The 16,353-nt window shown below is 55.0% G+C and carries 15 protein-coding genes; 5 read left to right on the forward strand and 10 right to left on the reverse strand.

Annotated features, from left to right (window positions below; all coding sequences use genetic code 11):
• Positions 1–29: 29 nt before the first annotated feature.
• Positions 30–1,208, forward strand: coding sequence for an AI-2E family transporter (locus CPA57_RS02410; RefSeq protein WP_182081173.1), 1,179 nt, complete (start codon positions 30–32; stop codon positions 1,206–1,208).
• A gap of 37 nt (positions 1,209–1,245) precedes the next feature.
• Here the strand turns inward: CPA57_RS02410 and CPA57_RS02415 are convergent, their stop codons facing one another.
• The 4 genes from CPA57_RS02415 to CPA57_RS02430 all read right to left on the reverse strand — a co-directional run bounded on the left by CPA57_RS02415 (position 1,246) and on the right by CPA57_RS02430 (position 4,831).
• Positions 1,246–1,656, reverse strand: a complete 411-nt coding sequence (locus CPA57_RS02415) for a hypothetical protein (protein WP_182081175.1) — start codon at positions 1,654–1,656, stop codon at positions 1,246–1,248.
• The gene (locus CPA57_RS02420) at positions 1,640–2,794 is read right to left on the reverse strand and encodes a DegT/DnrJ/EryC1/StrS family aminotransferase (protein ID WP_182081176.1); all 1,155 of its coding nucleotides are present in this window, start codon (positions 2,792–2,794) and stop codon (positions 1,640–1,642) included. The genes CPA57_RS02415 and CPA57_RS02420 overlap by 17 nt, the downstream gene beginning before the upstream one ends.
• Positions 2,795–2,798: 4 nt before the next feature.
• Positions 2,799–3,200 (reverse strand): MarR family transcriptional regulator, encoded by a 402-nt coding sequence (locus CPA57_RS02425; protein ID WP_077395833.1) that lies wholly within the window; start codon positions 3,198–3,200, stop codon positions 2,799–2,801.
• Between the two features lie 239 nt (positions 3,201–3,439).
• Positions 3,440–4,831, reverse strand: a complete 1,392-nt coding sequence (locus CPA57_RS02430; protein WP_182081178.1) for a leucyl aminopeptidase family protein — start codon at positions 4,829–4,831, stop codon at positions 3,440–3,442.
• Positions 4,832–4,930: 99 nt separating this feature from the next.
• Between CPA57_RS02430 and CPA57_RS02435 the strand changes: the two genes are divergently transcribed.
• The 3 genes from CPA57_RS02435 to fdxA all read left to right on the forward strand — a co-directional run bounded on the left by CPA57_RS02435 (position 4,931) and on the right by fdxA (position 8,232).
• Positions 4,931–7,513: a helicase-related protein gene (locus CPA57_RS02435; RefSeq protein ID WP_182081180.1), complete on the forward strand. Its 2,583-nt coding sequence runs from the start codon at positions 4,931–4,933 to the stop codon at positions 7,511–7,513.
• On the forward strand, positions 7,510–7,797 hold the full coding sequence (locus CPA57_RS02440; RefSeq protein WP_077395324.1) for an RNA-binding S4 domain-containing protein: 288 nt from the start codon (positions 7,510–7,512) through the stop codon (positions 7,795–7,797). Before CPA57_RS02435 ends, CPA57_RS02440 begins: the two co-directional genes overlap by 4 nt.
• A 102-nt stretch (positions 7,798–7,899) precedes the next feature.
• Positions 7,900–8,232, forward strand: a complete 333-nt coding sequence (fdxA, locus tag CPA57_RS02445; RefSeq protein ID WP_077395831.1) for a ferredoxin FdxA — start codon at positions 7,900–7,902, stop codon at positions 8,230–8,232.
• Between the two features lie 166 nt (positions 8,233–8,398).
• Here the strand turns inward: fdxA and cyoD are convergent, their stop codons facing one another.
• The 5 genes from cyoD to CPA57_RS02470 all read right to left on the reverse strand — a co-directional run bounded on the left by cyoD (position 8,399) and on the right by CPA57_RS02470 (position 13,571).
• On the reverse strand, positions 8,399–8,737 hold the full coding sequence (cyoD, locus tag CPA57_RS02450; protein WP_077395323.1) for a cytochrome o ubiquinol oxidase subunit IV: 339 nt from the start codon (positions 8,735–8,737) through the stop codon (positions 8,399–8,401).
• The gene (gene cyoC / locus CPA57_RS02455; protein ID WP_077395829.1) at positions 8,737–9,351 is read right to left on the reverse strand and encodes a cytochrome o ubiquinol oxidase subunit III; all 615 of its coding nucleotides are present in this window, start codon (positions 9,349–9,351) and stop codon (positions 8,737–8,739) included. The genes cyoD and cyoC overlap by 1 nt, the downstream gene beginning before the upstream one ends.
• Positions 9,352–9,369: 18 nt before the next feature.
• Positions 9,370–11,367 carry a cbb3-type cytochrome c oxidase subunit I gene (locus tag CPA57_RS02460; protein WP_077395322.1) on the reverse strand — a complete coding sequence of 666 codons (1,998 nt, stop codon included), beginning with the start codon at positions 11,365–11,367 and terminating at the stop codon, positions 9,370–9,372.
• Between the two features lie 14 nt (positions 11,368–11,381).
• Entirely contained in the window at positions 11,382–12,374 is a 993-nt protein-coding gene (gene cyoA / locus CPA57_RS02465; RefSeq protein ID WP_229709190.1) for a ubiquinol oxidase subunit II, read from the reverse strand.
• Positions 12,375–12,806: 432 nt separating this feature from the next.
• Positions 12,807–13,571: a Bax inhibitor-1/YccA family protein gene (locus CPA57_RS02470; RefSeq protein WP_182081184.1), complete on the reverse strand. Its 765-nt coding sequence runs from the start codon at positions 13,569–13,571 to the stop codon at positions 12,807–12,809.
• A 152-nt stretch (positions 13,572–13,723) separates the two neighbouring features.
• On the opposite strand from CPA57_RS02470, the gene CPA57_RS02475 reads away from it, so the two are divergent.
• Positions 13,724–14,314: a 2'-5' RNA ligase family protein gene (locus tag CPA57_RS02475; RefSeq protein ID WP_182081186.1), complete on the forward strand. Its 591-nt coding sequence runs from the start codon at positions 13,724–13,726 to the stop codon at positions 14,312–14,314.
• On the opposite strand, the gene CPA57_RS02480 is transcribed toward CPA57_RS02475, so the two are convergent.
• Positions 14,311–16,353, reverse strand: coding sequence for a lysylphosphatidylglycerol synthase domain-containing protein (locus CPA57_RS02480; RefSeq protein ID WP_182081188.1), 2,043 nt, complete (start codon positions 16,351–16,353; stop codon positions 14,311–14,313). The two genes, CPA57_RS02475 and CPA57_RS02480, sit on opposite strands and share 4 nt — an antisense overlap.

Below are 16,353 nucleotides of genomic sequence, written 5' to 3' on the forward strand. Positions count from 1 at the left end.
GCCGCCTCTTACAGGAATCTCCCCCGCCAATGCCGTTCTTCTTCAGCCGCCCGCCCGTTCCTGTAGCCCAGCAGACCCCTACCAATGCCTTAGACCGCATCTACGGCATAATACGTTTAACACTCTGCCTATCACTCATCATGCTGGCTATCTGGCTGCTGGGGGAGGTTCTGGCTGTCCTGTTCGCTGCCACGCTGATGGCTATTGTCCTGCATGGGTTGGCCCGTATCCTACGGCGACACATGAAATTCATCCCCTATCCGATTGCCGTCAGTCTTGTGGCTCTCTCTGTCATCGGGCTTATGACAGCTCTTGTATGGAGCAACGGCCCCGCCATCGGGGAGCAGTTTGTCGGCCTCAAGAATGCATTGGTCGTGCAATCAGGTGATATGCGTTACCACCTCTCCCAGACAACCATCGGCCAGATGGTTCTAAATCACCTGCCCGTTTCTCTGGGAGGTAACGATAGCACCACCCCGCTAAGCAGCTTCGGTTTCGGGATTGCTGGGTCCGTTACTGGCCTACTGGGCAGTGCCTTTGGCCTAGTGGGCACGCTCTTTGTTGTGCTGATCTCGGCCTTCTATTTCGCCGTGTCCCCCTCTCTCTATATTAACGGGGTTCTTAGACTCGTACCGCCCCATCAGCGAGAGTCTGCCCGTGACCTCCTCTATAGTGCGGGTAATACCCTTTGGGCATGGACAGCGGGACAGGCTCTGGACATGCTGGCTGTGGGCATTTTCTCCGGTATTGGGCTGTATCTGATCGGCGTGCCGCTAGCTCTTGCTCTGGGCGTTGTGGCAGGACTGTGTAACTTCATCCCCTATATTGGGGCCATTCTCGGCGCCGTGCCTGCCCTACTGATAAGCCTTTCCCTCGGCACACGAGAGGCTCTTTTCGTTGCGATTCTCTATAGTGTTATCCAATTCTGCGAGGGGAATATCCTTGCCCCGCTTATCCAGCGGCGGGCTGTCCATATGCCGCCTGCCCTGGCTATTCTATCCCAAAGTGTTTTTGGTTCCATCCTAGGGGTACCGGGGCTGGTTCTAGCCTCACCTATCACCGCTGCACTACTGGCTGTGTTTGATAAGGCAACCCCGCCACTTGCCGATGCAACAAAAACCCAACTGGAAACCAATGAATTAACCCAGCAGGAAATCATCAAGAACAAACAGGAGAAATCTGACGCCACGAAAAGCAGGAGTGAATAACAGGTCTTAGCAAAACACAGTTTTGCACGTGCCCCCCCTAATCAGGCAGGTGAAGCGTTCCACGCTCAAATGAGCGCATCCGATACGTTCCACCAGCCTGAGTCTGAATACCCACCACGTCAACGCCATGCCGAAAATGCCATGCTGATAAAATGATGGTCTGCCCATCGGCACTGGTAAGCTGATAAACAGCTTCCGCCGGTGTGTCCTTCGGCGGTACTTCACCAGCAATACCCCATCCTGTCTGATGCTGATGCAACCACTGGTTCATGGCTCCAATCTCGTCTGCCATGAGGTTGCGTTCATCTCCGGCCTCATGCAGGACCCCACGGGTAACATCGGGCAAATTCCATGGCCGCAGGATAGGCCATGCAACCGTCCAGATCAGCACGACCGGCACGATCACCGCCACCGCAAAAACCAGAAGAAACTTATTGTTGCGGCTCATCCTGTTCCTCCGCCCATTGACCAATCACCGCCAGTACATACGCCACTGCCTCATCTGAAAGATCAGCATGAATCGGCAGAGCCAACACATGCTCTCCTATCCTTTCTGCAACTGGCAGGGCAATCCCATCATGCTGCGCCTGATAAGCAGGCTGCTGATGCAAGGGCTTAGGATAATAAATGGCCGTAGCAATTTCAGCCTCGGTGAGACGATCACGCAGACTGTCCCGCAAGATACGGGATGGCAGGCTCACGCAATAAACAGCCCAAGCACTCTGGCTATCTGGCACCCGCACGGGCGGACGAACCAAAGAAGGAAGGCCAGCATCATAGGCCCGTGCCACACCCTCACGCCGCTTTAGCTCATCCTCAAAAACATCCATCTTGCTCAGCAAAACAGCCGCCTGAAAGCTATCAAGCCGAGCATTCAAGCCGATCCGCTGCACTTCGTAACGCTGGTGCCCCTCTCCATGACTGCGCAATGAGCTATAAAGAGCCGCTTTTTCATCATCATCTGTCAGTACGGCCCCACCATCACCATAACCGCCCAGCGGCTTGGAAGGGAAAAAGGACAATGTGGTGGCCCCAGCCTCATGGCCCAGCTTCCGCCCCTTATAGGAGGCTCCAAAAGACTGGGCACAATCCGCCGCAAGAAACAGCCCCTCCCGGGCAGCAAAACGATTCAGTTCATCCCACGGAGCCGGCTGCCCGAATAGATCCACGCCTATAATCGCCTGCGGTCGTAGCTGCCCTGCCTGACGGATGTCCTCAAGACGTTGCTCTAGCGAGGGCAGGCTGATCTGAAATGTCTGTGGGTCCACATCCACAAAAACAGGCACGGCCCCTAGCAGAAGAACCACCTCTGCCGTGGCCGTATAGGTGAAAGCGGGTAAAAACACCGCCATACCGGGGCCGATGCCCTCTGCCATCAGAACCATCAGCAAAGCATCCGTGCCAGATGACACACCGATAGCATGACGGGCCCCGCCATAACGGGCCAGACGTTCCTCTAGCTCCGTTACTTCCGGCCCCATCACGAAACGACAATGCGCAAGGACACGATCCAGCCGCTCCCGCAGGGCCGCACCAAGACGCTTCTGCTGGGCAGGTAGATCGAGAAAAGGAACAGGCCCGGACAAGAAATCAGCCAGCTTTACGCGTCTGGAGAGACGCTACAGACGACAGGACAGGCGCACGGACGACCACATCATCCCCGCTAGCTTCCTCCATGACACTCCGCAGCCCCCGCAGATAGGCAGACCCCTTCAGCGTGCGCTGTACAAGGACAGAGCGGCGGTCTAGCGGGTCCACCTTGCGGCGAGCAAGGTCTAATTCACTCAGGCGGTCCAATGCCCGGGTGATGGCCGGTTTAGACACGTTGAGCGACTGGGCAAGGCCCCGCACTGTATGTGCCCCATCTTCCAGATAACAGCTCAGAAACACAGCCAGCTGGCGGGCGGACAGGTCCGGCCCCTCACCACGCACTGTGGAAACGATCGTATCACGCAGCAATTGAAGCATGCGGTTATCAGCATTCCGACTCATAATAAAAGCCCCATCGTTTCCGGTTTCAGATGCCCCCATACACCCAGCATGACCATCCGCCTCTCGGCCATACCTCATAATGTAGTTACACGGGGACTTTGCTTTTCGCCCAGTTTGTGACGCTTTTGCATCGAAATGACAAGCACTCTCAATGCAGGGCAGCTATTCCCAAACCTGTTTTCCATTACATTTTGTAGGGAAAACAGGTTTCTGTACCAAATGTTACAAATTGTTTCTTCTTAGAAACTTTCCGAAAACGCACGGAAAAGTGCTCTCAGAGCAAGCACCTCTCCCCCTGCGGGGCGACCGGGACGGGTCGTGTCATTCCATGCGTAGGTGTCCACATGCGCCCATGTCTGCCCTGACGGCACGAAACGCTGTAGAAACAGGGCCGCCGTGATGGCCCCTGCCATCGGGCGGGAAGACAAATTGTTACAGTCGGCAATCGGGCTGTTCATCCAATCATCATACTCTGCCCAGAGAGGAAGCTGCCAAAGAGGATCGTGCGTTTCTTTTCCAGAAGCAAGAATATGTTCTGCCAGTTCTTCATCATTACTGAACAAGGCGGGCAGATCAGGCCCTAAAGCGACACGGGCGGCACCGGTCAATGTTGCGGCATCCAGCAGCACGTCAGGTTGGCTCTCGGCGGCTTCGGTCAGAAGATCTGCCAAAACGAGACGCCCTTCCGCATCCGTGTTGCCAACTTCGACACGCAACCCCTTGCGGGTCGTCAGTACGTCACCCGGCCGCATGGCATGGCCGGAAATACTGTTTTCTACACAACCAAGGCGGATCTCCAACGCAATGTCAGCTTCGGAATCTAGCAAGGCACAGGCCAGTGCCAGCATCAGAGTGGCCCCGCCCATATCCTTCTTCATCTTCGCCATGGAGGAACCGGGCTTTAGATCGTAACCGCCTGTATCGAAACAAACGCCCTTCCCTACGAGAGACAAGCGTGGCGCATCTTTCGTCCGGCCGGCCTTACGACCAATCACGACCACGGCAGGTCTGTCAGACCCGGCCCCGACCGCCGCCAAACAAGGATAGGCCGTCTCCAGGGCCTCACCTTCAACCAGCTCTACAGAGGCCTTCCGTTCTGTCAGCATCTTGCGGGCAGCTTCGGCTAGTTCTGTTGGCCCCATAAGGTTGGCGGGCGTATTGATGAGGTCCCGCCCAAGCCATGCCGCCCGTGCTAGAATCCGAGCCTCCCGCCCCAACTCTGTCGGGACGCAGAGCTTTGCACTTGTCTTTTCTGCTTGGGCCGCTCCTTTAAGCTGGTATTCATAAGCACCGAGGCAAAAACCAAGAATCAACTCTTCCAAAATGGAAGCATCAAGCCCTTCAGGCTGCGGTATCCAGCATCCTTCCCTCAGGTGGGTAGGCAAAGCACCATACGGCATGGGGCCTTTCCCTGTTTCCACACAGAAGACAGCGCCGGATACACCATCCTGCCCCGGCAACAAGGTGAACTGCCCGGCACGCCCCTCGAAGCCCTGCTTCCGCAAGAACGCCTCATGAGACCCCAGCAGGCCGGACAATGTTACCTCATCACCTGCCTTCACTACATAGAGGGGCAGAGCCGAGCCTCCCTCATCGGGAGTGCAGAGGGGCAAAAACGGAGCGTCAGACATATGAATACCGTCCCATCAGCCAGAGTGTGACTCTGGCTTTGCTGAAAAACTCTCTGGAATGTCTTGCTTTTATCCCATTCAAGCAAGATCATTCCAGCCATGACGGGACCATATCCATCCTTTACCACGGCGGCCTCCCAGCCACCGGGCCCAATCCACGCCGTACTCGGCCCCACCAATACTGGCAAGACTCATTACGCCCTTACCCGCATGATGGCCCATCAGAGCGGTATTATCGGCTTTCCCCTCCGCCTTCTGGCGCGGGAGAATTATGAACGTCTCGTCAAGCTGAAAGGCGAACGTCATGTCGCCCTGCTAACAGGTGAGGAAAAGATCATTCCCCCCGGTGCCCGCTGGTTCTCCTGCACAGTTGAAGCTATGCCGTTGGACCGGAAGGTGGATTTTGTCGGGATTGACGAGATACAGCTCGCTGCCGACCCCGACCGTGGGCACATCTTCACCGACCGTCTCCTCCACGCTCGTGGTAAAGGTGAAACTCTCTTTTTAGGGGCCGAGACCATCCGTGGGCTGCTGCGGCAGCTCGTACCCGGCATCACGATCGAGACCCGTGCCCGCCTCTCCCAGCTCACAAATATCGGGCCGGTCAACCTCACCCGCCTGCCGCCCCGCTCCGCCATCGTGGCTTTTTCCGCCACGGAGGTTTACGCCATTGCTGAAGCCATCCGCCAGAAACGGGGCGGCTGTGCCATCATCATGGGGCGTCTTAGCCCCCGTACCCGCAATGCGCAGGTCGCCCTCTACCAGAACCGGGATGTGGACTATCTCGTAGCGACTGATGCCATCGGTATGGGGCTGAACATGGATGTGGACCATGTCGCCCTTGCCTCCCTCCACAAATTTGACGGCCAGAACTCTCGTGCTCTCACACCGCAAGAGGTCGCCCAAATTACCGGGCGAGCTGGCCGGGGCATGAGAGACGGCACGTTCGGCACCACGGCGTCTTGCCCACCTATGAGCCAGGACCTCATTAAAGCGGTGGAAGACCATCATTTCGAGGCCATCAAAGCCATCTACTGGCGGCAGACCAACCTTGATTATAGCTCCCCTGAAAAGCTCTTCCACAGCCTGATGAGCAAGCCGCCCCGCCCCGGACTGATTACCGGGCGTACAGCGTCCGATCTGGACGTGCTGAGCGGCCTTATGCAGATGGAGGATATCCGGGACGTAGCCCGAGGGCACAAAGCCACAGAACTGCTCTGGGAAGTTTGTCAGATTCCAGACTTCCGCAAGCTCGGCGATGGCAGCCATACACGGCTTTGCGCTCGCCTTTTCCTTGATCTGTTAAAACATCGCCGTATTCCTCCAGCATGGATGGAAGGGCAATTACGGGGACTAGACCGGCTGGATGGAGACATGGACACGCTGATGCACCGCCTCTCTGGTGTGCGGGTTTGCGCCTATGTGGCGGCCCGAACGGGCTGGATGCATCAGAGCCGCCAGTGGCAGGAGCGTTGCCGTGCGGTGGAAGACCGCCTCTCCGACACGTTACATGAGCGACTAAAGGAACGTTTCGTCAACAAACGGGCCACAGCCCTGCTTCGCCGGCCTGAAGCAGGCTCGGCCTCCGATGCCCTCTATGCCGTTACACCCCAAAACCGCATCATCGTGGAAGGCCATGAGATAGGCCAGATTGTCGGTTTTACAATGCAAATCGATACCCCCACCGACAGTCGGGAAGGTGAACTGCTGTTACGGGCCGGCAAAAGAGCGTTACGACAAGCTATGCCCGCCCGGATACGCCATTTCCTGCAACAAGATGCCAGCCAACTGACACTGAGCGATGATAGACAAATTCACTGGGAGGGAAGCGCCATTGCCACACTCACCCGTGGCGATGATCTATTCCATCCCCTCATCCAGCTTCTGCCCGGAGAGTTTCAGGACAATCACCAAAGCCGACAGGTACAGACGCATCTTCAGGCCCTGATTACAGAACGAATCAACGGCATACTGGCTCCCTTTCTCCGACTGGCAGAGCAACTACAGGGCAATCCAACCCTACGGGGCCTCTATTACCGCCTGCGGGAAGATGGTGGTACCACACCGACCCTGCCTGAAGACCGGCGGCTCTCCCCGGTAGATAGGAAACGCCTCTATCGCAATGGGGTACGTATCGGAGTGCGTCAGATTTATTATCCGCTGCTCTTCCGCCCTGCCAGCTTACCTATGATGATCCTGCTTCATAATGTCTGGCACAACCGCCACCAGAAGACGCCAAACGCTGCCCGAATCTGCCTGCCGGTTGCAGACTATCCGACACCCCCGCCGGGATGGGAAGAGACCGGCCCTGTCCATACCCGCCTCGATAGGCTGGACGCCCTCCTCTCTACTCTTCGCCCACATGGGCGACAGCCGAACCGCTCTTTCATCGCACCGGATACGCTTGCTTCATCCCTTGGGATAAAAACAGCCCTATTACCCGCCCTCTTGAAGAGCCTGAGCATCCCTCACCATGCCCCACAGCCTCTTACAGCTGATCAGTACGGCCCAGCCTCTCCGCTTATCATTCTAGGACGAGCAAACCGCAAAGGGACAAAGCCTATCAAGCACACACGCCAGAACCGAAAGACAAACCCTCCCCGCAAAGAACAAAAGAACACCCGCAAACTGGCCGACTCTCCTTTTGCTGCGCTGCAGAAATGGTCATCCGGTAAATCATGATGGAAGAACAGCGGCTTGACCTCTGGCTCTATTACACACGGCTTGCCAAAACCCGTGGCCTTTGTGCTGCTTTCATCCGCAAGGGGCGGGTTAGAATCAATGGGCAACGGACACACAAAACTCATGCCCGCCTCAGGCTCGGTGATATCGTCAGTTTCGCTTCCCCTCACCGTGAGAGAGAGGTGTGTGTTTGGCGTGTCATGCAGCTAGGAGAACGCCGGGGCCCCGCCAAAGAAGCGGCTCTACTTTATGAACGGATAGAGGAAAAGACGGCTAATTTCTGACAATAGGCTTGCAAAAGGCCCTCCCCTTTCGGCATATCAGTGCTGGAATCCTTGAAATGGGCCGTTTGGCTGGCCTGCAACACCAAACCGGAGACGCCAATAATGGCCTATGTGGTCACTGAAAACTGCGTTCGCTGCAAGTTCATGGACTGTGTGGAAGTCTGCCCCGTTGACTGCTTCTACGCTGGTGAGAACTTCCTTGTCATCAACCCTGATGAATGCATTGACTGCGGCGTGTGTGAGCCCGAATGTCCGGCAGAAGCCATCTTCCCCGATAGCGATGCCCGTGCTGCTGACTGGATGGAAATCAACGCCAAATATTCAACCATCTGGCCGAATATGAGCCAGAAAGGCACACCGCCCGCCGACCGTGAAGAATGGAACGGCAAGGAAGGCAAGCGTGAGATGCTCTCTGAAGAGCCGCATAAAGACTAATCAGCCTTCTCGCTTAGCAGCTGACAAAACCCCCGGAGGATGCCCATCCTCCGGGGGTTTTTCTTTGCCAGTGATCCCGCCCCTTTTTAGCAGGTTCACATAAAAAAAGCCGGCGGAGGTAATCCCCCGCCGGCTTCTTCATAGTGCTGACATGATAGGCTGACTATTAGCCAGCCATCATGTTTGCCTGTGCGTCCCAAAGAACAAACAGGTAACCAGCCACCACGATCAGAACCATCAGAGCCGTCACGATGAAGGCTGCCAGATTCTGCCGCTGTGAGAGGCTCTTCGCACCCATGTGCAGGAAGAAGATCAGATGGACAACCATCTGCACTGCAGCCAGCACACCAAGAATGGCAATCGTCTGCCAGAAGGAGAAGGCCTTGCTGAGGACAGTGGCGAAGGACGCCACTGTCAGGATCACGGCCAGAACGAAACCTACAATGTAGGAACCATAGGAACCGTGATTCTCACCTTCGTGCGATGTCGTATGATTCTCGCTCATTAGACAACACTCCCCAGGTAAACGAAGGAAAAGACGCAGATCCAGACGATATCAAGGAAATGCCAGAACAGGCTCAGGCATGTCAGTTTCGTCTGCATCCGGGTGCTCAGCCCCTGCTTGCCCATGATCTGGAAGAACAGGACCAGCATCCAGATCAGACCGATCGTGACGTGCAGCCCGTGCGTGCCTACCAGCGTAAAGAAGGAAGACAGGAAGGCGGACTTGTCCGGACCAGCACCATGAGCCACGAGCTCATTGAATTCCCTGATCTCAAGAACCACGAAGGAAACACCGAGCAGGAAGGTCAGCAGCAGCCAACCCAACACGGCACCCTTGTTCTTCTTGTGGGCGTTGATGGATGCAAAGCCGTATGTGATGGAAGAGAAAAGCAGGATGGCTGTTTCGATCTCAACATTCTTGATATCGAACAGGTCCTTACCCGTCGGCCCACCAGCAAAGTGATGGCAGAGTGTAGCAAAGACGGCAAACAGCGTGCCGAAAATGATACAGTCCGTCATCAGGTAGATCCAGAAACCAAAAATCGTGGTTTCCTGCTGATGGTGCTCATGCTCATCGTGATGAGCAGAGGGTGCGTGAGTTGCGTCGTAAGACATGGTTTTCATCGCCTCCCTTTACTCTGCTGCCTTGGCAGCGGCAAGCCGCCGGGCAAAAGCTTCTTCATCAGCCCGGATCTCTTCTACAGGAACGTAGAAATCCACATCCAGGTTCGCACTGCGATGAACAACGGTGAAGAAAGCCACAACCAGCCCCACAACAACGGCCCACCAGATATGCCAGACCAGCGCAAAGCCAATCAGCAGACCGCAAGCACCCAGTACGGGACCAACAGCCGAATATTTCGGCATATGGATCGGCTCCAGCTCGGAGACCGGTGCCGGACGTCCCAGCTCCTTCTCGATATGGAATGTATCCAGACCGCGAATGACCGGCAGACGTGCGAAGTTGTAGTGCGGAACCGGAGATGGAATTGACCATTCCAGCGTACGACCAGAACCCCAGTTGTCACCCGTCAGGTCCAGTGCATCCGGCTTTTTGTTGACAGCGTCAAACGCAGCCAGAACAAACTGGATGACCTGGCAAGCTAGACCAGCAGCCAGAACGAACACGCCAACGCAGGCCACGAGCAGCCAAGGGTGCCAGTCCGGGTTGTCGTAATGGTTCATACGACGGGTCATACCCTCCAGACCAACAGCGTAGAGCGGGATGAAGGAGAGGTAGAAACCAACGAACCAGAAACGGAACGCCCATTTACCCCAAACATCACGCATCTTGTAGCCAAAGGCCTTCGGGAACCAGTAGCTCAGACCAGCCACGTAACCAAAGAATACACCACCGATGATCACGTTGTGGAAGTGTGCCACCAGGAACAGGGAGTTATGAATAACCCAGTCTGCTGCTGGCATAGCCATCATAACACCGGTCATACCACCAATGGAGAAGGTGATCATGAAGCCGACGATCCAGTGCATCGGACCTTCGAAGCGGACACGCCCCTTATACATGGTGAAGAGCCAGTTGAAGATCTTCACACCCGTCGGCACGGCGATGAACATCGTCATGATACCGAAGAAGGTGTTCACATCAGCGCCGGCACCCATCGTGAAGAAGTGGTGAACCCACACGATGCTACCCAGGAAGGTGATGATACCCGTTGCAATGACCATCGTAGCATAACCGAAAAGCGGCTTGCCGGAGAAGGTTGCTGCAATTTCAGAGAACACACCGAAGGCAGGCAGAATGAGGATGTAAACCTCTGGATGCCCCCAAGACCAGATCAGGTTCAGGTAGAGCATAACGCTACCGCCACCATCATTGGTAAAGAAGTGCATCCCGACATAACGATCCAGAGCCAGCAGAGCCATGGAAACCGTCAGAACCGGGAAGGTCGTCAGGATCATGATGCAGGCAAAGAAAGCCGTCCATGTAAAGACGGGGATATGCATCCACTTCATGCCGGGGGCACGGAGCTTGATGATCGTTGTCAGGAAGTTCATCCCAGTCAGCAGCGTACCGATACCGGAGATCTGCACGGACCAGATGTAGTAATCCACACCAACGCCGGGGTTGAACTGCAGTTCGGAGATCGGCGGATAGCCGAGCCAACCGACGTTGGAGAACTCACCAATGAAGAGAGACACATTGATGAGAATGGCACTGACGAGCGTCATATAGAAGCTGATCGAGTTGATCAGCGGGAACGCAACGTCGCGCGCACCAATCTGCAGAGGCACCACGAAGTTGAACAGGGCCTGCATCATCACCATGGCCATGAAGAAAATCATGATCGTACCATGGGCCGAGAAGACCTGGTCATAGTGGTGCGGAGGCAGATAACCAGGGTTACCTGCGTAAGCAAGGGCAAGCTGTGTACGCATCATCAAGGCATCGGCAAAGCCACGCACAAGCATGACGAGGCCGAGAATGACGTACATGATGGCGAGTTTCTTATGGTCGACAGTCGTCAGCCACTCACGCCACAGATAACCCCATTTTTTGAAATAGGTGACCGCCGCAAGAACGGCAATCCCGACTACGGCCACACCGATGAACGTACCGACAAGAATCGGCACATCATACGGTATGGCAGAAAGGGTAAGTTTTCCGAGCATCTTTAGATCAGTCCTCACATGCCGGTATTGGAAGGTGCAGCCTCATGAGACTCAGCTGGCATGTTCATGGACTTTTCACCCATGTCCTTGCCGTGATCCTCATGGCTCATGCCGACATTGTATTTCGCAACAATGCCCTCAAACAGCCCAGACTGTACGCTAGAGAAATATACGACCGGAGCCGGCTTTGGTGCCTCATCATGCGGGGCAGGCGGTGCGGTGTGATATTTCGGGTATGTCTGTGCGTCCAGAGCCTCTTTGGCTACAAGCGGATTGTCGCCGCTGCGTACATTCTGCACCCAAGCGTCAAACTGCTCCTGCGGCATGGCAATGGCACGGAAGCGCATATCGGAGAAGCCCGGCCCTGTATACTGGGCGGCCTCACCCTGGAAGTTACCTGGGCGGCTTGCCAACAGGTGGAGCTGTGTTTCCATCCCGGCCATGCTGTAGATCTGAGACCCAAGCTGCGGAATGAAGAAGGATGTCATCACACTATCAGACGTAATCCGGAAATCCAGAGGTGTCTTTGTGGGGACGTCCAGCTCGTTGATGGTTGCAATTCCGAGGTCTGGGTAAATGAACAACCATTTCCAGTCCAGAGAAATTACTTCCACATGGAGCGGTTTTGCATCAGGCGCACCGACTTTTGCCTGCATCTCCTTGGAGATCGGCTTATACGGGTCGTAATCGTGCGTGCTCTTGTAGTTAAAGACACTCAGAACAAGAATGATCAGAATGGGCACGCCCCAAATGAACACTTCAATCTTGTTTGAATGTGACCAGTTCCGCAGATATTCCGCCTTCGTATTGGAAGCCCGATATCTCCAGGCAAATACGAGGGTCGCAATAATCACCGGAACCACAACGCACATCATGACGGCCCATTCAAGCACCATCATGTCGCGATTACCTTCCCCGATCGGGCCGGCCGGCTGAAGAAGATCAACCGTACAACCCGACAGCATCAATGCAGGCAACGCCGGGAAAAATCGCCAGAGTCTTTTCATGGATCCTGCCTCTATCTGTTGTTCCGCCATAAAAAGGCCGAAACACTTTCTGACACAGTCAGGACAGCGCAATCGCCACCGAACGTTGTCATCTTATATGTGCCTTTCCCGTTCGTATCCTGACAACAGAAGGGAACTCCCTCCTTACTCAATATGAAATATGGGGCCCTGAGACCCCAGTGCCGACCACTTTATTCAGCCTGAATAACGGAGATTACAAGGGGGCAATCCTCATAAAAAAAAAGAACCCCATAGGTCTTGTTTTAAGAAAGACCGGTTATCTGCCGTTTCTTAGAAAACACCATAAAATTGCGGAAAACAAGAACACATCCATTTAATTTTTCATTTTCTTTTCAATCGCAAAAAATCGCAACAAAAAAAGGGCCCGAAGGCCCTTTCCTATATTCAGATACAAACCCGACTCATCAGATCTCAATCACGCCCATCAGACCGTGTCCCGGTGAACTGAAGCAGAAACTGAAAGAGGTTCACGAAGTTCAGATACATCGACAGGGCATCATAGACCCCCATCTTCCCCAGCTCCTCCGCAGGGAGGACAGTCGCATATTGCTGGTAAGAAAACTTGATACGCTGCGTATCGTAAGCCGTCAGCCCCGTGAACAGAAGCACCCCGACAAAAGAAATCAGCACTGTCAGACCATGAGCAGGGAGGAACATATTAACCAGAGACGCAATGAGCAGTCCGATCAGCCCCATTGTCAAAAAAGACCCGAAACCCATCAGAGACCGGTTTGTTACATACCCCCAGAAGGACATCACCCCATAAAGAGACGCTGTAATAAAGAAGGTACGAACCACCGAAGCCCCGGTATAAGCCATCAGCAAAGACGCCATGCTGATACCCATCACCACACTGAAGAGCAGGAAGAGCAGCTGCACCGTAGAACGGGAAAGACGGTTCACACCGAAGGACAACACCAGCACGAAAGCCAGAGGGGCAAAAATGCTCAGCATCCCCAAGCCAGTAGGGGCCAGCGTGAAAACATCACCCCGCTGCACGATATGGAAGAATAGTGCCCGGAGAGACGTATGGACCACGGCATAAGCCGTTATCCCCGTCAACGCCAAAGCAAGAGCCATCCAATTATAAACACGCAGCATATAAGCCCGTAGGCCTGCATCAAAAGCGGCAGCTGCCTGCCCCCGTGTCGTCTCAAAATCCGAATGGAAAGCCATAACACCCACTTACTGCGGAAGATCTACGGAAGAGGCCTAGCCCCCCCCCCTATCGTTTCCATAAGATGTGGGGTAGTTTCCTCTCAAGTCAAGAAGGTGGAAGATCCCCTCGACTCTCTTTTTGTTAATCTCCCTTTCTGCGGGAGGTCTGTATGAACCTTTCCCTCGCCATCACGCTCTCCTCCACCCTTCAGGCTGAACTCGGCCTATTGCGTGGCAGTCTGGATGACGTCCACTGGACACCAGCAGAACAGAGCCTGATTCCGCTCCAGCACCTCGGCCATCTCTCCAGTCGTCATCAACTAGAAGAGCTGGATATGGCCCTCTCTCACTTGCGGTGGGAGCCATTCCCTCTAGCACTGCATCACGTGGCCCATCAGATGGGAGATGTAGAAGACCGGCTGACAGTTGGCGTCACACCGCAGCAGCCACTTCTTACTTTGCAAAAACGCCTTGCCACCGCCTTAAATCGGGTAGGCTTCCCTCCGTCCCGCCGCACTGTCGTGCCGGAACTAACAATCGCCCGGCTAGCACCGGCATCACCGACCGATCTCATCCCATGGATACAGCGTCACAATCTGTTCCACAGTTCGGAAATGATGGTGGATCATATAAGCCTCATGGAGCATCTGCCCTCCAGTAGCGGCACGCATCTCCGCCTAGTGGAAAACTACATGGCCGGACCTGAATTCATCCAACCACCAGTGTCACTATCTTCCCATGAAGAAGACGAACTCTTTTAGACACCCAGCAACAATTTCAGAGCGTGATAATCTTCCGGTCGGCAGACCAGGAACCACCCCTCGTCACTCTCGAGAGAGAAAAGCCCGAGACCAAAAGAAGCGTAGATATCCGCTTGCCGTGCCCCATATTGAAGGACGGCAAGCTGGCACCCTTCCTGCACGGCATAATCCCGCAAACGCCATATAGCACCACCCCGCCAGCCCCGTGCGCCTACAGCGCCTCCCAAACACAGTAAAACCGGCTCCGAAAGCAGGAATGGTTTCAGCCGGAGGACAGCACACGCAGCCTTACCTGTGGCATCCGTTAGCATACCATCCGGCACGAAAAGACGCTCCAACGGCAAGGACAGGGCAAAAGCTGATTCTTGCAGGCAGGCATAACGCACACGGGTATCCATATTCCACGGCAGAATATGAATCCGTGTCTTCCTAAGTGCCAACCAAAGGCCCACAACGCAGCAGAGTGCCGCCCCTCCCAGAAACCAGCGGCCTACAGCCGTATGGGCATCATAGACCATTGACCTCCACCAAACATGCCCGAGATGACGTTGCCGAGCAATCCAGCTGACACCGGCAAGGCCACACAACCAAAGCGAAAATGGTGCCAGAATAAATGGAGAAAACGGCTCAACCCGCCAGTAAGCCTGACGGTAATAATTCTTGCGGAATGGCAGAAGCACGAACAAAACGGCCAACACCACGACAAAAGCCACCCAATGAGCTTGCCGCACAGCCAGTATTGCCAGCGTGGCATAAAGAGCACCAACCGAAAGCCGCCATGCCAGTGCCACCCTCTGGGATAACCCCAAAGACAGGCCAACAAGCATCACCCCAATAAGAGTAAGCAAAAAGGCCGCCCCCTGAAGGATGACTGCCTCCCAGAAGGAATGAAACCGAGGCAATGGTGCCAAAAGGGCATACACCACAATAACGATGCCCAGCATAGCCTGACTGCCCGTCGCCACAACTGTTGAGAAGTCCGCTTCGGACGAACGCAAGCTCTGGCTATGCTCTACGGTCTTACCAAACCGTGCCAACAGAGGGGCACCCTTGATAAAGAGCTCATGCCCGGCGAACATGGCCCCCGCCAGAAGCAAAGGAATGATATAGTAAAACAGCCGAAAAACCAGAATACTCGCCATGATATGGGGTACGGAAAACCACGGCGAGAGAGCGAGCAGCATAGTGCTGTCGAACACCCCCAACCCACCCGGCACATTAGCCAAAAGCCCTGCCGTATAAGCTCCGAGATAGATGGCCAGAAAGCCACCAAAAGTCAGGCTGCTCCCCTGTGGCAACGTATCCAACACACACCAGGCAATCAGGGCTGTGGCAGACATGTCCGCCATACTGGAAAATATCTGCCCTAACCCAATCCGCCAGTCTGGAAAACGTAACGTCCATTTATAGATACGGACTTCCTGCTTCCAGCAAGGCAGAAGCACATAAGCTAGCAGAACAGCAAAACAGCCACTCCCGCCTATAGTCGTCATCCAGTGTGGGACATGGCGAACGTAAGGAATGATACCCGGTTGGTCCAGCAGGATAAAACCCACTAACCCCAACATCCCTAGCCAGTAAGTAACCGAGCAGAACGCCACGATTGACGCAATCTTAAGCCCCGGCACGCCCCAATTACGATACAGCCTGTACCGCACTGCCGTGCCAGAAATAGCGGCACACCCCAGATTATGGGAAAGGACATAGGAACAAAACGCCACAAAGGCAGCGCGCCCCCACGAAACCCCCGCCTTTACGTGCAGGCAGGCTAAACCATCATAAAAAGACAGAATGGCGTAAGAGAGGAGCGTAGCCCCGGCCCCCTTCCACAAAGCGGATGTCGGAATAGCATGAAGCCCGCTCATCACCTGCTGAAGGGAAAGGTGCTGAAGCTCACGCCAGATCACCCAACCAGCAACAATCAGCAGGACTAACCCCACCAATGCGGGCAGGCGTGTTAGCAGGAGCCTCAGCCACCCTCCGCCAGAGGGCGGAGACACGGCCTCCGCATTATCCGGCACACCGGAAGGACCCGTCAT

The sequence above is a fragment of the Bombella favorum genome, from assembly GCF_014048475.1.
In the GTDB taxonomy this organism is placed as follows: Bacteria; Pseudomonadota; Alphaproteobacteria; order Acetobacterales; family Acetobacteraceae; genus Bombella; species Bombella favorum.

Coding starts and splice junctions, on each gene's coding strand:
- CPA57_RS02415 (WP_182081175.1), bottom strand. CDS start 1,656: ATGAGCCGCAACAATAAGTTTCTTCTGGTTTTTGCGGTGGCGGTGATC.
- fdxA (WP_077395831.1), top strand. CDS start 7,900: ATGGCCTATGTGGTCACTGAAAACTGCGTTCGCTGCAAGTTCATGGAC.
- CPA57_RS02470 (WP_182081184.1), bottom strand. CDS start 13,571: ATGGCTTTCCATTCGGATTTTGAGACGACACGGGGGCAGGCAGCTGCC.
- CPA57_RS02410 (WP_182081173.1), top strand. CDS start 30: ATGCCGTTCTTCTTCAGCCGCCCGCCCGTTCCTGTAGCCCAGCAGACC.
- cyoD (WP_077395323.1), bottom strand. CDS start 8,737: ATGAGCGAGAATCATACGACATCGCACGAAGGTGAGAATCACGGTTCC.
- CPA57_RS02460 (WP_077395322.1), bottom strand. CDS start 11,367: ATGCTCGGAAAACTTACCCTTTCTGCCATACCGTATGATGTGCCGATT.
- CPA57_RS02480 (WP_182081188.1), bottom strand. CDS start 16,353: ATGACGGGTCCTTCCGGTGTGCCGGATAATGCGGAGGCCGTGTCTCCG.
- CPA57_RS02440 (WP_077395324.1), top strand. CDS start 7,510: ATGATGGAAGAACAGCGGCTTGACCTCTGGCTCTATTACACACGGCTT.
- CPA57_RS02475 (WP_182081186.1), top strand. CDS start 13,724: ATGAACCTTTCCCTCGCCATCACGCTCTCCTCCACCCTTCAGGCTGAA.
- CPA57_RS02435 (WP_182081180.1), top strand. CDS start 4,931: ATGACGGGACCATATCCATCCTTTACCACGGCGGCCTCCCAGCCACCG.
- cyoC (WP_077395829.1), bottom strand. CDS start 9,351: ATGTCTTACGACGCAACTCACGCACCCTCTGCTCATCACGATGAGCAT.
- CPA57_RS02430 (WP_182081178.1), bottom strand. CDS start 4,831: ATGTCTGACGCTCCGTTTTTGCCCCTCTGCACTCCCGATGAGGGAGGC.
- cyoA (WP_229709190.1), bottom strand. CDS start 12,374: ATGAAAAGACTCTGGCGATTTTTCCCGGCGTTGCCTGCATTGATGCTG.
- CPA57_RS02425 (WP_077395833.1), bottom strand. CDS start 3,200: ATGAGTCGGAATGCTGATAACCGCATGCTTCAATTGCTGCGTGATACG.